Source organism: Shewanella sp. ECSMB14102 (assembly GCF_000813075.1).
Classification (GTDB): Bacteria; Pseudomonadota; Gammaproteobacteria; order Enterobacterales; family Shewanellaceae; genus Shewanella; species Shewanella indica.
In genome coordinates this window covers 26027-40886 of sequence record NZ_JWGX01000019.1, presented here as the reverse complement: position 1 = coordinate 40886, position 14860 = coordinate 26027, and the positions used below count along the sequence as shown (strand labels likewise).

The 14860-nt window shown below is 55.6% G+C and carries 15 protein-coding genes; 3 read left to right on the top strand and 12 right to left on the bottom strand.

All coding sequences use genetic code 11. The features are described 5' to 3' along the window. The first annotated feature begins 7 nt into the window (after positions 1-7). Complete coding sequence (locus RC73_RS07875) at positions 8-1246, top strand: lysozyme inhibitor LprI family protein (protein ID WP_160289564.1); 1239 nt, start codon at positions 8-10, stop codon at positions 1244-1246. 56 nt (positions 1247-1302) lie between these two features. Here RC73_RS07875 and RC73_RS07870 read toward each other — a convergent pair whose 3' ends face one another. Next, positions 1303-1686, bottom strand: a complete 384-nt coding sequence (locus RC73_RS07870) for an STAS/SEC14 domain-containing protein (protein ID WP_039034132.1) — start codon at positions 1684-1686, stop codon at positions 1303-1305. A 199-nt stretch (positions 1687-1885) separates the two neighbouring features. Between RC73_RS07870 and RC73_RS07865 the strand changes: the two genes are divergently transcribed. Both RC73_RS07865 and RC73_RS07860 read left to right on the top strand, forming a co-directional pair. Next, complete coding sequence (locus tag RC73_RS07865) at positions 1886-3334, top strand: coniferyl aldehyde dehydrogenase (RefSeq protein WP_039034168.1); 1449 nt, start codon at positions 1886-1888, stop codon at positions 3332-3334. Next, positions 3331-3945 (top strand): TetR/AcrR family transcriptional regulator, encoded by a 615-nt coding sequence (locus tag RC73_RS07860; protein WP_039034131.1) that lies wholly within the window; start codon positions 3331-3333, stop codon positions 3943-3945. The genes RC73_RS07865 and RC73_RS07860 overlap by 4 nt, the downstream gene beginning before the upstream one ends. Positions 3946-4116: 171 nt before the next feature. Here RC73_RS07860 and RC73_RS07855 read toward each other — a convergent pair whose 3' ends face one another. The 11 genes from RC73_RS07855 to RC73_RS07805 form a co-directional block, all read right to left on the bottom strand. Continuing rightward, positions 4117-4902, bottom strand: coding sequence for a CsgG/HfaB family protein (locus RC73_RS07855; protein WP_039034130.1), 786 nt, complete (start codon positions 4900-4902; stop codon positions 4117-4119). Beyond that, positions 4899-5291 carry a curli assembly protein CsgF gene (locus RC73_RS07850; protein ID WP_039034129.1) on the bottom strand — a complete coding sequence of 131 codons (393 nt, stop codon included), beginning with the start codon at positions 5289-5291 and terminating at the stop codon, positions 4899-4901. Before RC73_RS07850 ends, RC73_RS07855 begins: the two co-directional genes overlap by 4 nt. Before the next feature lie 12 nt (positions 5292-5303). Next, on the bottom strand, positions 5304-5678 hold the full coding sequence (locus RC73_RS07845) for a curli production assembly/transport protein CsgE (protein WP_052248079.1): 375 nt from the start codon (positions 5676-5678) through the stop codon (positions 5304-5306). A 212-nt stretch (positions 5679-5890) separates the two neighbouring features. Continuing rightward, positions 5891-7225, bottom strand: a complete 1335-nt coding sequence (locus RC73_RS07840) for a sensor histidine kinase (protein WP_039034127.1) — start codon at positions 7223-7225, stop codon at positions 5891-5893. Next, entirely contained in the window at positions 7222-8652 is a 1431-nt protein-coding gene (locus RC73_RS07835) for a sigma-54-dependent transcriptional regulator (protein ID WP_039034126.1), read from the bottom strand. The genes RC73_RS07840 and RC73_RS07835 overlap by 4 nt, the downstream gene beginning before the upstream one ends. Positions 8653-8778: 126 nt before the next feature. Further along, positions 8779-9978, bottom strand: coding sequence for an ABC transporter permease (locus tag RC73_RS07830; protein WP_039034125.1), 1200 nt, complete (start codon positions 9976-9978; stop codon positions 8779-8781). Between the two features lie 10 nt (positions 9979-9988). Next, complete coding sequence (locus RC73_RS07825; protein ID WP_039034124.1) at positions 9989-11299, bottom strand: ABC transporter permease; 1311 nt, start codon at positions 11297-11299, stop codon at positions 9989-9991. A gap of 11 nt (positions 11300-11310) precedes the next feature. Then, the gene (locus RC73_RS07820) at positions 11311-12033 is read right to left on the bottom strand and encodes an ABC transporter ATP-binding protein (protein ID WP_039034123.1); all 723 of its coding nucleotides are present in this window, start codon (positions 12031-12033) and stop codon (positions 11311-11313) included. Between the two features lie 36 nt (positions 12034-12069). Further along, a complete protein-coding gene (locus tag RC73_RS07815) occupies positions 12070-12318 on the bottom strand; it encodes a hypothetical protein (protein ID WP_039034122.1) in 249 nt (82 codons plus the stop codon). Positions 12319-12328: 10 nt separating this feature from the next. Continuing rightward, positions 12329-13591 (bottom strand): efflux RND transporter periplasmic adaptor subunit, encoded by a 1263-nt coding sequence (locus tag RC73_RS07810; RefSeq protein WP_039034121.1) that lies wholly within the window; start codon positions 13589-13591, stop codon positions 12329-12331. 263 nt (positions 13592-13854) lie between these two features. Beyond that, complete coding sequence (locus RC73_RS07805) at positions 13855-14619, bottom strand: cobalamin-binding protein (protein WP_082014276.1); 765 nt, start codon at positions 14617-14619, stop codon at positions 13855-13857. Positions 14620-14860: the final 241 nt, after the last annotated feature.

Genomic DNA, 14860 nt, shown 5'->3' with positions numbered 1-14860 from the left:
GCACCCTATGAATACTTTACTCCATTTAGCCACAACCGTAAGCCTATTGGTGATTATTTTTACCCCGGTTTACGCCGAGGATGCCGCCAGTCTGGTAGAAGAAGCCAAGGCGCTGCAACAAGCCGGACAGAGCCAGCAGGCCAAGCCGCTCTTTGAACGAGCCGCGGCCCTTGGCAGCAGCGAAGCCCACTTCATGCTGAGCTACAGTTATTCCTTACCTTTGGCCGAAGACATAGCGCATTTAAGCCAGGCGGCAAGGGCCGGTCACCCCAAGGCCTTCTATTACCTGACAGAGCGCCTGCTGACCCGCGGCGGCTCAACAAACAGTGCCGATCCTGTCAGGCTGGCCGAGGTGTTAAAACAGTATCGAATTCACCACCCGGACTTTAGCTTCGACTATCAAACCACGCTGGATGCCTGCATCTATGCCGACAAGCCCGATTTCAACCGGCTTAAGGCTCTGAGCGCGCCCTTAGAGGAAGGCTATAGCTACCGTTTGTGGCAACAGGCCGAGAATCTCTCCAAACTGCAAGATGGCAACAATTATGACCGCCAGGTACTGCAGCTCATCTGCTATGGCGCCGAGGTACCGGCCGAGCTGGATATCGCCGTCAAAGACAGGCTCAAACTCGACCCCGGTGCCAAACAGACCACTGAATTTGATCTCTGTAGCGCGATTACCAGCGGCATGGGAATGGGCTTTTGTGCCTCACGGGAAGAGCAGCGGCTGGAGCAGCAACGCCTCGCCAAACAAGAAGAGATCAACCAAAATATCAAACAACGCCTGGGATTAGCGCCGCTTAAATTACTTGAGTCGGCCAACAGCGCATTCGAGCTGTGGTTGCAAGCGAAAACCTCAAGGGAGGAAGCTCATGGCGGCAGCGGTCGCAGCGCCTTTATTATCGGCTCCCAGAGCGAGCAGCGGCAAAACTATCTGGCACGTTTGGAAATGCTCAGTAACGAAGAGCAAGTGGTGAGCACTTTCCCTGACTTTGCCAGCGCCGACAAAGAGCTCAACCAAGTGTACCGTGCCTTGATGAAGAAACTGCGCCCGGCGGATGATCCCGAGCTTTATATGTTTGAAGTGACCAAAGAAGACCTTCGCGCGGTGCAGCGGTTATGGCTTAAATACCGCGACAGCAATGCGCGCCTATTTGCCGCACTTGAAGGCTCTACCACTGAGCAGGAGTGGCAGGCGCTCTTGACTCAAGAGCGCAGCGAGCAGCTCAAAGCCCTGTTGGAATGACAATAAAAAATGCCCGCGCCTCCTCACAGGTCGCGGGCATTTCATGGCAAGACGGTTTAGTCTTTCAGCCAGTCGATGGCATCGAGACGGTCGACAAAGAACTTCACATCTAAGGGAGTGAACCAGTCGGCCATCTTGGTCATCCATTCCTGCAAACTGGTATTGCCTATGATGGCAATCTTCTCGAAATGGCGCCCATGCTTGATCCCCAGCTTGAGATCGTCCCACATGGCTCTGGCTTCCCAGCCATCCATTTCGGTAACATCCAGCAGGGCGTAAATATCCGGATCCTTCACACCGGATATCGCCGATTCCAGCATAGGCACCATATATTCATAGTCTTCGTGGGTCAGTTTTCCCACGGCTTTCATGGTGACAAAGAAATCGTCATCACCATAACGCTCAATTCCGATTGAAATACCATGCATGTTCAAGCTCATCATCAATTCCTTATGTCAACGATTTCAAAAACAAAGCCCCATCTATTCGATTTCAGTCTAGTTGGCGACCGTAACGCATTCTGTGATCCATATCAAATATAGCCCGGTTATTGCCAATAGGCGCAGACTGAACTAACATCAGACCGACTAATCAGTCGGTTATTTTAAAAGCAGCTTAATGGTTGCCGAAGGAGGCAAAATGTCGCTTGTTAACCCAGAGCCGCTCACAGTGGAAAATCAGCAATTACTGCAAAAATTCACCGTGCAGCGCCAGGCTTTCAATGCCGCCCCCATGCCAAGCCTTGGCGAGCGCAAGGCCAAGCTCAAGGCGTTAAAACAAGCCTTGTTGAAACACCAGCAAGCCCTCACGGATGCACTCAGTCGCGACTATGGCCACAGATCGACCGACGATAGCCTGATCTCCGACATACTGCCGGTCGTTACCCAGATCAACTACAGCCTCAGGCATCTCAAAGGCTGGATGAAACCCAGTCGCCGCCATGCCGGATTATTGCTGGCCCCGGCCAGCGTCAGGGTGGAGTATCAACCCAAAGGCGTGGTGGGTATTATAGTGCCGTGGAACTTTCCTATCATGTTGTCCTTGAGTCCGCTGGCAACAGTGATTGCCGCCGGTAACCGCGCCATGTTGAAGTTGTCTGAATTTACTCCCCACACCAATGCCGCCCTGCGCTCCCTGCTGGCCGAAGTATTCGATGGCTCCGAGGTCTGTGTGATTGAAGGGGAAGCCGAGATTGCCGCCAGTTTCTCCGCCCTGCCCTTCGATCATCTGCTGTTTACCGGCTCGACTCAGGTAGGACGCCATGTAATGCGCGCGGCGGCCGATAATCTCACCCCTGTCACCCTGGAGCTGGGAGGCAAGTCCCCTGTGTTAATCGCCCGGGACATGCCCATGGAGACGGCGGTAGAGCGCCTCATCTACGGCAAGTGTCTCAACGCCGGGCAAATTTGTGTCGCCCCCGACTATATTCTCTGCCCCAGTGGCAAAGAGGCTGAGTTTATTAGCGCCTATCGGCGCCGCTTCCAGCAGTTTTATCCCGACTTTGACAACACCCCGGACTATGGCCAGATACTCAACGAACGTCAGGCCGCCAGGCTGGTCGCCCTCCTGGAAGATGCCACCGCCAAAGGGGCACAGGTATTTGCCGCCGACCGCGAGCAACCACTCAGCAAACTGCCCAGCGCCAAACAGCGCAAATGGCCCACCTTGTTGCTGACCAAGGTCAGCGATGATATGAAACTGATGCAGGAAGAGATCTTCGGCCCTTTACTGCCCTTGGTCAGTTATCAAGAGCTGGGGCAGGCGCTCGACTATATCAAGGCGCGCCCCAGACCTTTGGCCCTGTATCTGATGAGTTTCGATAAAGAAGTGCAGCAAAAGGTATTGTCCCAAACCCACTCAGGCGGCGTCTGTATCAATGAAACCGTGTTTCATGTAGCCGCCGATGATGCCCCCTTCGGAGGCATAGGTCCGTCCGGCATGGGACACTACCACGGCCAGGAAGGGTTTCGCACCTTCAGTCACGCCCGCACTGTGCTGTCCCGGGGGCGATTCAATACCGGCAAACTGGTGCATCCTCCCTACGGCAAGGGGATCCAGAAGCTGCTGCTTAAAGTGTTTCTCAGATGAAGCGCAGCAGCGAAGCTGCCCGGGCAATAAGCAGCAAACAGGACAAGAAGCAACAGATCCTGGGCAGCGCATTGCAACTGTTTGTCGAGCAAGGTTTCTATGCCACCTCGACCGCCAGCATAGCCCGCCACGCCGGCGTGGCCACCGGCACCCTGTTCCATCACTTTAGCAGTAAAGAAACCCTGATGGATCAGCTGTTTCTGGCTATCAAGACAGAGTTTGCCAACGCCATTTCAGCAAGTTTGCCAAAGACGCCGGCAAGCATCACTGAATTGCCGCAGCGGGCAGGAATGCTATGGCAGGCCGGGCTCGATTGGGCGCTGGCGCAGCCTCTGAAGCTGAGTTTCTTTGTGCAATACGCCATGTCGCCCAGTGTCAGTGAAGCGGTCCGGCAGCAGGCGATGCATGGCATTCTCGGCTTTATCGCTGACCTGTTGGAGCAAGGCATCAACCAAGGGGTTCTGGCAGATTTACCCAGAGAACTGTTGCTGGAAGCTTGCCACAGCCAGTTCCTGGCTGCGGCGCGCTTCTTCTGCAATCAACCTCAGAAGGCCACCCGAGAGGCCAGAGACGCCAGCTTTCGCCTGTTCTGGCGCGGTGTTGCAGCCTAGCCCTTCGGAGTCAAACCCCAATGGCAGCCGCAAGCCTGGCTCTTGAAATCGGCCTCCTGAAATGAGCCAGCTGAAATGAACGCCCTGGAGTTAGTCAAACAAAGGGCCCGCAATTGCGGGCCCTTCTTTTTAAAAATCAACAAACTGAGATTTACCTATCGCTCAAGCTGTTTATCCCTGACTCAGACTGTTGTCGTCGCCCGAGGCCTCGGCGCTCCAGTAACCCATGCGGCTCCCCTTATCGATAAGCTCGGAGACCGCCAGTTCTATCGCCTGCAACACACAAAACTGTACCGGCTCATTGGTGGTAAAGCCCACTTCTGCCTCGGCCAGGCGGTTCAAACTGGTGTAACGGAACAGGCCGGCACGCATCTCCTGAGAGAACACCCGTTTGGTGGTATTGACCGACATCAGCACCTTACCTGTGTGCACATCCACCGCCCTCAGATATATGGTCACCTGATCTTCCCGGTACAGCTCGGAGGCGCCTATGCCGTAGTATTCCACGCCACTGCCGCCGGTTTCCACGTTGGTTTCATAGCTGATGATCCCACCTTCCAGAAGCAGCCTGGCATTGGTCAGGGTCGGCACTTCATTATTGCGCCCCTGCTGCTTACCTGAGATCTTGCGCTCGGTCAGCAGGTTCTGCAGCCCTTCCCGCTCCACAGGGGTAAACCACCTGGAGTCCAGCAGAGTCTGCACCAACATGGAAGTGGCACCCTGGGTCACTGCGGTCGAGAAGGAACTGACATTGGCCTGGGGCTTATATTGCCCGGTCTGATCCCGGAAAGAGTAAACCGCAACCGGGATAGGGAAACGCGGGCCGGGACGCGACTGCAGCGCCTTCATGGTTTCACTCAAGGGATTTACCTGGGCCTCATTGATATTCAAATCAGGCTTGGGAACCAGGCTACAGCCCCCCAGCAGTAACAGTGAAACCAATGCCAGCCACCTCATGGATTACCTCCATAAATAGGCATCTCTATCACTGTGACTTCGCCGGAAAGCAGGTTGGTAATGGTCAACATCACACCGCTGCCGGTAGAAGCCACTTCGACGCGGTAGTCACCCGTATCATAAACGCCATCTGTGATATCACCGTCGGCCACACCACGGGTGATAGAGTTAATAATGTTACGCTCCAGTGACTCCTTGAAGCGGGTAACAAAGTCCTTTTCATTGCCGGCGGCCTGATTGTCATTTTGGGCCTGGGCCTTGCTCAGCAGAAACGAACCGTTGAGAGGGTTACCGCCAAAACTGGGGTTGATTGGGGTATAGACCAGTTCGGTGGCCTGCCCCGAAAAAGCCAGCAAGGCGCCGGCCGCGATTAACATCCTGAGTGTCATTGTGCTTGCTTCCTAAATTCCATCCCAATGGGATCCCAATTCCCCTGTCATGGATTGGGCTCTGACCGAGGCGATATAATCTATGGTCAAGAGAATCGCCTGTTCGGCCCGCTCCTTGATGGGACTGGCTCTGCGGCCAAAATGGGTTTGGTAAATACGGGTACCGTTAACCTCCAGTGTCAGCAAGGTGCCGGCCTGAGGGAAAACCGTTTCGTAAAGGGTGACATTGAATCCCTGGGTAAAGGGCAGATCCCGCCAATACCCCGAGTAGTAAAAACCAAAATCCTTGCCAAAGCGGGTCAGGGTTCTGTCTATGACCAGGCCACTGATCTCTATGTCATCCGCCTCGGCTGCGGCCAACGCCGGAGCAGGCGCAAGTGTCAGCATCAGTAAGCACAAGATACAGCGCATGAATAACAAGACAGAGTGCGGCATTGTCCCCGAAAATTCCCTTTGTTGCCTGAAAAGGCCATTCCTTTAACAAGAGCATTACATTAACAGCAGCGCCGGAACCGAGTCACCCGCCAGCGACATATTTACCTGAAAAATAGCTATTTCGGCTGAGTCGAGATCCGTTAAAAATCACCCGAAAGTATGACTCACTGTTGCGGTAACCACAGCTGAACCAGCAAGCCACCATCCTGACGGTTTTGCAGGCTGAGGCGACCGTCGTGAGCCTCGGCTATCTCCCGGCACAGCGCCAGTCCCAGGCCACTGCCCTGGGGCTTGGTGGAGTAGAAGGGTAACAGCGCCTGCGACAACACCTCCGCTGACATGCCACTGCCGCGATCCATCACGCAGATACTAACGCCGGCAACCGGGTCGGCAGCATCGCTACGCCAACCGGAGCGGCTGGCTATCTGCAGCTCAATCTCCTCAGGCGCTGAGCCGGACTCATGGGCGTTTTTGAGCAGATTCAGCAACACCTGCTCCAGCTGCACCTCATCGGCCAGCAAAGTCAGCGTAGGGGGCTCGTGGCAGACAAAGGCGTAATGCTCAGCCAACTCAGGCAGCAAGCGGGCCCATGGAATAACTTGTTTTTTGGGGCTGGGCAGCTTGGCAAAACGGGCATAACCTTCGATAAATTGCCCCAGATGATTGGTGCGATTTTCTATGGTATCGAAGATCAGGCTCAGCTTGGGATCGCGGTTCTCTGTGGTCAAGCGCCGACCCGAGTTGACCATGGAGGCAATTGGCGCCAGCGAGTTATTGAGCTCATGACTGATTACCCGAATCACCTTCTTCCACACCGCCACCTCCTGGCGGTTGAGCTCACGGGTCATCTGCTTGAGCAGCAGCAATTGATGCTGCTGACCATTGAGGTTGAACTGGCCGCGACTCAAGTGCCAGCTCTGGTTTTCGCCTTCCGGCAAGCCGAGATTGAACAGGCCATCGCGCTCACTCTCCAACATTTGGCGCATCTCTTCGCTCACCTTGGCTTTGAGCTCAGAGAGGCTGCTTCCCTCAAGGCCTTTCTTGGCATTGAACAGATGTTTGGCGGCGTCGTTGGCATAAATGATATGACCCACGCTATCGCACAGCAGCATGATATTGGGCGAGTTTTGAATGACCTTATCCAGCAGCAGTTCCCGCTGGTAAATATGCTGCCGCTCCTGCCTGAGTCGGGCCGACGCCTCGTTGAACAGTTGTGCCAGTCTATCCAGCTCGCTGATGCCGCTGTCCGGCAACGAGACACTAAAATCTCGATCAATCAGGTTAAGCATGCCGATTTCCAGCCCCGCCAGGCTGTCACCCAGGGTTCGGGTCAACCTGAGCCCTATGCCCAGCGCTGCCAGCAAGCCTGCCACTACCGCCAGCCATAACCATTCAGGCCCCAACCACAACAGACAACCCCACCCGAGCAGCAAACCCAGCAAGGTGCTCAGCAGCATGCCCAGCAGCAGCCTGTGTCTTAGACTGAGTCCTCCTGTCATGCCTGCCTCTTGCCGTCGATACCAAACTTCTCCATCCGCCGATAGAGCGCTTGACGGCTGATGCCAAATGACTTGGCAACCCTGGCGATAACGCCGCCGTGCTCGGCCAGCGCTGCTTCTATTTCCGCCTTGCCCGGCTCCTCTGCCCCGGCTTGTTGGCCTTGGTTCTCTGCAGCTTGGCCGACACTTGAATCCAAAATAGCTTTCGAGGCGGTTGCCGCAGCCAAACCGAAATCACTGTAGCTCAAAGACTCGCCGCGACTCAGCAAAACCGCGCGTTTACAGGCGTTTTCCAACTCGCGTACATTACCGGGCCAGTCGTGGGCCAGCAGCGCCTCTTTGGCACTCTTGTCCAACGTAAGGCTCTTGCTCAACGCCGCGCTCTTGTTCAAGGCCGCGGCCGCGCCGGCACAAAAGTGCTCCACCAGCGGCAAGATGTCGTCTTTGCGCTGCGCCAATGGCGGCAATGCCAGTTCCACCACATTGAGGCGATAGAAAAGATCCTCGCGAAAACGGCCTTCGATAATGTCCTGACGCAGATCGGCGTTGGTGGCACTCAGCAGCCTGACCTTGACCTTACGGGTCTGATGGCTGCCCAGGCGCTCAAACTCGCCGGTCTGCAATACCCGCAGCAGTTTTATCTGCCCGGACAGCGGCAGGTTGCCTATCTCATCCAGAAACAGGGTGCCGCCATCGGCCGCTTCGAAACGGCCGATACGGGCCTTGGTGGCGCCGGTAAATGCACCGGCCTCGGCGCCAAACAGCTCGGCCTCCATCAGCTCCATTGGCAAGGCGCCGACATTGACCTTGATAAGCGGCTTGTGTTTCAGTGGCGAATTGGCGTGCAGTATGTCCGCCAGTTTATCCTTGCCTGCGCCGTTGGGACCTGTGATCAACACAGAGACATCCGAGCGTGCCAGTTGCAACGCCAGATCAATACAGCGCTCCATAGCAGCGCTGGCAAATACCAAACCACAGAGATCGGCGCCGTCGAATGCCGCCTGCCGTTGCTGCTCACGCTGTTGCAACTGCTGGTTATCCTGTTGCAGCTTGTAGAGGGAAATCAGGTTGGCGACACTGTTGAGCAACTTGTTGTCATCCCAGGGCTTGGCCAGATAATCGGCGGCCCCGGCCTTCATCAATTCCACTGCCATTTCCAGCTCGGTCCAAGCGGTGAGCAAGATGATTGGCAGTTGCGGCTGACGACTGCGCAAGGCGTGAAACAGCTCCCGCCCTTCCTCCCCCGAGGTGGTGTCGCGGCTGAAATTCATGTCCTGGATTACCAGGCTGACCTCTTCTTGCTCGATAAAGTACAGTGCCTCTTGAGGGCTCTGACAACTGAGCGGCCGGTAACCGGCAATTTCCAACATCAGCGACAACGCCTGACATACGGCCTGATTGTCATCGACAACAAGTACAGTATCCATCATGCCTGCTTGTTACATCCTGTTATATCTATTGTAAAAATTATGGGTAAAACTAACCTAAAGCTGCCGCCAACGCGAGCCAAACTGCATGAGCCATGCCCTCGGCCCGAATGGGCGGCAGACAGATCAGACGCTGCGGGTCGCCATTGCCGGTGAGATATTCGCCGCCCTGCGGGCAGGCAAGACCACAGCCACTGTCGTCACCAGCAACATGCCCACCACTGTCAGCAGCGGATAGATGAGGTCGAGCTGTGGCAGGTCATAGTGCTGCATCAGTTGTTGCCCCAACACCACGGCAAGACAAGCCCCCAACAGCCCTCCGGCGATACAGATAAGGTAGTTTTCCGTTAGAAACAGACTCAGGATATCGGCCTTGGTGGCCCCCAAGGCCCGCCGGGTGCCAATCTGTTTGGTGCGGCGCTGAATATTGAACATCACCATACCTGTCAGGCCCAAACTGGTGATCAGCAGCAGCAAAATCACCATCATGGACAGCACGCTGACCATGAGCTCGTGGTCACGATAGGAGCTTTGTTTTACTTCCTGGATAGATTGGAAATCATCGATCACCCGATTGGGGTTTTCCTTCATCAAGGCCTCGAGGATCTGCTCTTTCAGCGCCTTGTGATGCTCGCTCGGCGCCCGCACCATGTAGAAATGCCCGCTGTAATCGACGTTCTGGATCAGGCTGTACTCGAGATCTTTACTGTCCACCCAGGCACCCTGCAGTTTGTCGACCACACCTATCACTGTGACATTCTCGTCCCTGTCGGCCCAGAGGGTCTTGCCCACGGCGGACTCATTCGGCCAAACCTCATCGGCCAGCGCCTTGCTGATGATCACCAGCTTATTGCTGCCGTTAACATCATCATTGATCTCGTTGGCGTAGAAGTTACGCCCATCCACCAACTTGACCCCCAAGGTTTCCAGGGTGTGCTCTGTCCCCAGGTACATGGCAAGCTGGGGCGTCGTTTTGGACGTTTCCGGATCCGGGCCCAGATTCAGCGTGGTGGACCAGCCACTGCCACTGAGCGGCAACATATTGGTGGACGTCGCCGTGACGACATTGGGCAGGCGGCGGAGGATCTGCTGGTCGACCTTGTTCTGCAGCTTGGTATCTATATTGGGGTCAAAGTTATAGACGGTAAAGACCAGGATCTCCTGCTCGGCAATCCCGGAATCACGCTGCATCATGGTCAAACGTTCATGGATAATAAAGCTGGCATTGGCGACTATGGCCACCGATAAGATGATCTGCATCAGCAGTAGTATCGGGCCGCTCTTGCTGCGCATCAGGCTGCTGAAAACCGGTTTAATATTTAGCATAGTCAATCCCTTACTGGCTCTTGAGGTAAACGCTTGGTTTAGTGCGGCACACAACCCAAGCCGGATAAAGACCCGCCAACATGGCGGTACCTACCGCTATCCCGGGGGTGATAAACCACATACTCAAAGACAGGTGCGTCAGCCCTTCGGCAACCCCGAAGCGCGCCGACAGGCTATAGAGTGCTCCCCAGGCCCAGGCGAGGCCGAGAAAACCACCCAACAGCCCAATCACGCCCACCTCGACCATGTATTGAGAGAAGATCTGCCCGCGGCTGGCCCCAATGGCGCGGCGCACGCCAACCTCGGGGGCTCGCTTAAGGAACTTGGTCAGCATCAATCCCAGAATATTGACCAGGCAAACACTGAGAAACAGTATGCTCAGCCCCACCAGAATCTTATTGTCCTCGGGCACTACGTGATTTTTCTCCAGCCAGGCGTCTACATCGGACAGCTGCGCCGACTCAGAGGGAGACTTGCCATCGGTAAAGCGCCCCAGTTCTTTTTGCTGCTCGACATACTGAGCGAGGAAGTTCTTATAGGCGGCTCTGTCTTCTGCGCTTGGCAGATCGACCCAGTACTCGAGCCAGACTTTCTCTGAAACCAGTCTGTCCTGATAGTTGTCCAGACGCTCATACTTCCAACCCGAGACATTCCCCCAAATCGGAAACTCTTCATGGGCGGCCAGCGAAAACGGAATATACACTTGCTCGGCACTGGCAAAGGCGCCGCTGGTAGGATCGTAATACTTGGGCTGAGGGTTCCAGTCGGCTATCACGCCCACCACCTGAAAGGGTTTGCGGTTGAGATAGACAGTCTTGCCGACGCTGTTCTCGCCGCCAAACAGCTTCTGGTTCAGCTTTCTGCCGATAACCACTTGATAGGCCGCTTGCTCGTCCACTGATTTGTCCCAAACGTTGCCATAGAGAAAAGGCACTTCGAACAGCGGGAAGAAGCCGCGGTCTGTCACCCTGACGCCCTGCAACATGGGCAGAACTTCAGGGTCATCCGTTTGCACCGCCATACCACTGCGGAACATGGCGGCCTGCGATTTGGGGAGCTCCCCCTTGCGCAGATTCATGGCATCCTGAAAGGTGATCAGCGAGTTAAACTCATCCCAGGAATCGGGTCCCTGGCTCCACAGCTGCACTGTGTTGAGTTGCTCGGCGCGATCCCCGGCCGGGTTGAAGGACATCATGCTGTACACGTTCAGCGTGGTGATGGTGATCCCTATCCCCACTGAGATGGCCAACACCATCAACAGCGACAATATCGGCGTCTTTTTGATGCTGCGCCAGGCCAGGTCAACATAGTAAATAAACATGCTCGCGCTCCTTAGCTGGCCACTTGTTCGGCCACATCCAGCTGCGGCGCCTGTTCGGTTTGATAACGGCTGAAGTCACACACCTGGCCATCCACTATCTGAATATTGCGCTGGGCGCGGCGGGCCAGCTCCGGGTCATGGGTCACCATGATGATGGTCGTACCGGCCTTGTTGATCTCTTCCAGCAGTTCCATCACCTGGCGGGCCATCAGGCTGTCCAGGTTACCCGTAGGTTCGTCGGCGAGCAGGAATCTCGGCTCCCCGGCCAAGGCACGGGCGATGGCCACCCGCTGCTGCTGACCACCCGAGAGTTGTGAGGGCAGATGCTTCATCCTCGCCCCCAGGCCCACCTGCTCCAGTGCCTGCTTCACCCGCTTCTGGCGCTCCTTGGCGCCAAAGCCGCGATAACGCAGTGGTACTTCAACATTCTCTGCCAGATTCAAGTCAGGGATAAGGTTAAAACCCTGAAAGATAAAGCCAATTTTCTCATTACGAATGGCCGCAGCCTTGTTGTCATTCAGGTTGGAGATATTGACATCATCAAGAAAATACTCGCCATGGGTAAAGCCTTCGAGCAGACCGGCGATATTGAGAAAGGTGGTTTTACCCGAGCCCGACGGTCCGGTCACGGCAACAAACTCCCCCTCCTGCACCGACAAATTGAAATCCCGTAACGCATGGGTTTCCACTAAATCCGTTTTGAACACCTTGTTGATATTTTTCATGGTTAACATGGTTTTAGTTCCTTATTTTTTGCGTTATTCGGTGGGTTATTTTAGTTTCGTCAGGGCAGACAGGCATTGCCCAAGCCACTGGCCCGGTGCCATCGCGGCATGGCTGAAATCGGCAACTTGCCCCGGCTCGGCCGACACAGAGTTGACTGTGGTGGCTTCGATAAGATTGAGTCCCAGCAGGAACCAGTCCGAGGTATCTCGGGTATAGACCAGAGTCGCCACCAGCAACAGCAGCAGAGCCAGGGCCGCCACCAGACGTTCGGTGTTGAAGCTTTCGGTTTTCATTCTTCTCTCCTCAGCGAACCAGCACTTGCTCGGCGTCATTGAACAGATCGATATTGGAAATCACCCATTGGTCGCCCACCTCGCCGCCTTCCAGCACCTCGATATGGCTCATGCTGCGGGCGCCGAGTTTGATCTCGGTGCGCTCGGCTATATCCCCCTGGAGACGGTACACCAGGCGGCCACCGCCACTGTTCACGAAGGCGCCGCGCTTGACCATCAGCACATCGGCACGGTTTTCCAACAAGACCCTGGCCGACAGGCGCTGATTCTGCCTCAGGTGCAAAGCGGTATCCTGCTGGAACCGGACCCGGGTAGAGACTTCGCGGTTACGTACTTCGGGGGAGATGGAGGCCAACTTGCCCATCACCATCACGCCGCCGAAGTTGAGTTCCACATCCATCCCCAGCCCCAGTTCATCGGCGTAGGTTTCCGGCACAGCCAACTCGGCCTCGAAGGCACTCAAGTCCACAACGGTGAGGATCGGCTGGCTCTGGGCGATACGGGCTTTTTGTTCCGTCAGCCAGTTACCTATGATGCCGCCAACAGGGGCTGTGATGTTCAGTGCTGCCACCTGACGTTCCAACTCGGCTACCACCAGTGCCTGACGATTGACCTCGGCCGCCTTGTTTTGCAGCTCAAAGGTCAGGGTGTCTTTCATCAGTGCGGCTTCCTGCTGGGCATGGGCATACTGCAGCTTGGCCTTGTGCAGCTCATCCTTGCTCTTCTCGTAATCTATCTTGGAGATCAGACTGGTTTCGATCAGTTGATCGCCGCGGCGGCTCTCCCTGTCTGCGGCCTCCAGATCCACCTTGGCCATATCCAGTGTCTGATTCGCCTTGAGTTGATTACGTCGGGCGTCCAACTTGGCCCGTTCCAGGGCACTCTTCATCCCATCGAGCAGGGCTTGCTGCTGCTTGAGGCTGTTGGTCAGGCTGTGGCTTTCTATGGTCGCGACCACCTGGCCCTGCTCGACCCTGTCCCCCGGGTTGGATATCAGAGTCACAGTGCCACCTTCCGGGCTGTAGAGGATTGGCGCGTTGGCGGCGACTATCTTGCCTGTAGTGGCGATATCCCGGGTCAGAGTGCCGCGCTCCAGAGTGGCGAAGCGCAGCTCACTGCGATCTATGGATTCACTGACACCGCTGCCACTGACACTGGCCCACACCAGGCCCGACAGCAACAATACTGCCGCGCCCAGGGTAGCCGGCCACTTGAGGCGACGCGCTAAACCCGGTGCCACTTGCTTGTCTTGTCCGCTGGTATCCTTAATCATCCCGTTTGTTCCTCAATTGAGCTTGTGACCATCTTGTTGCAACTAGGTTTACAAAGCTTGTGCCAAGTTTAGATAGTCATATTTATCAATTGGTTGAAAAACAGAGGAGATTTTATTTGTGTCCGCGGACAAGCGGATACTGTCCGCTTTTTGCAAAAGTGTCCGCCTGGCGGACACTTAGTAACAGAAGAATAAATAGAGAGCGGGCTTAAAACGCTTGCAGCAGGATTACCAGACTGGCGCCGAAGCCGGGATGATGATTATCATGGCCGCTGCCCTTCGCGGGCCTGGTCGAGCACCTTGCAGATAGCTTCAACACCTTCCAGCGCCCTTGGGGTCGCCCGGTGCAGGAGATCGGCATTAAGTGTGTAGATTTGTTCCGTTTTCACCGCAGGGATCTCCTGCCATCGGCTCCAGTCCAACCGCTTGCCATCGCCCTTTTCATCCGTCTTGATGATCACCTCGGGTTGACTGAGAAGCACATTTTCCATGCTTACCTGCGGATAAGGTGAGCTGCTGTCCTTGAAGACGTTGTTGCCATGGCAGACTTCCAACAACTGCTGGATCCAGCTGTCCTGGGCCACTGTCATCAAAGGCTCGGACCAGAGTTGATAGAACACCTTGATCTCCGGCTTGGCGGCATTGTCCCGGCGCAAGTTTGCCAATTGTTGCCGGTAGTCGGCAGCCACTTCCCCGGCCTGCTGTCTGTGGCCGGTGAGACGCCCTAGCTGTTCCAGCTCTTCGGCAATACCTTCCAGGGTCTTGGGGTCACTGCCGTAAATGCGATACCCAAGCTTGGTCAACTGTTCGATATCTTCGCTGCGGTTGCCCGTGTCCCAGACCACCACCAGATCCGGGTTCAGCTCTATCACTCTTTCTATCTGTATGCCGTAGTAACCGCCTATGCGGGGAATGGCCTTGGCGGCCTCGGGGAAATCGGCATAGTCTGTGGTGGCCACTATCTGCTCCCCCGCGCCTATGGCAAACAGCATCTCCACCGCATGGGGAGAGAGCGCCACTATGCGCATGGCCGGCCTGGCGCTAACGCTTTTATTAACCGCTTTGTTGGGCGACTTGGCCTGGGCGGCAGGGCTCAGAGCCAAACTGCAAAGCAGGCAGAGTATCAGTCGGTTCACCTGGTTTCCTTGGTTATTCACAAAATTGCTTCAAGCATACCTCAAGCAAGTTGCGAGTAAAACGCGCGGCCCAGGTTCTGCGGCCGTAAAAAAGCGCACCATTTGACCAATAAAAAGTCAGCCAATGTTCAGT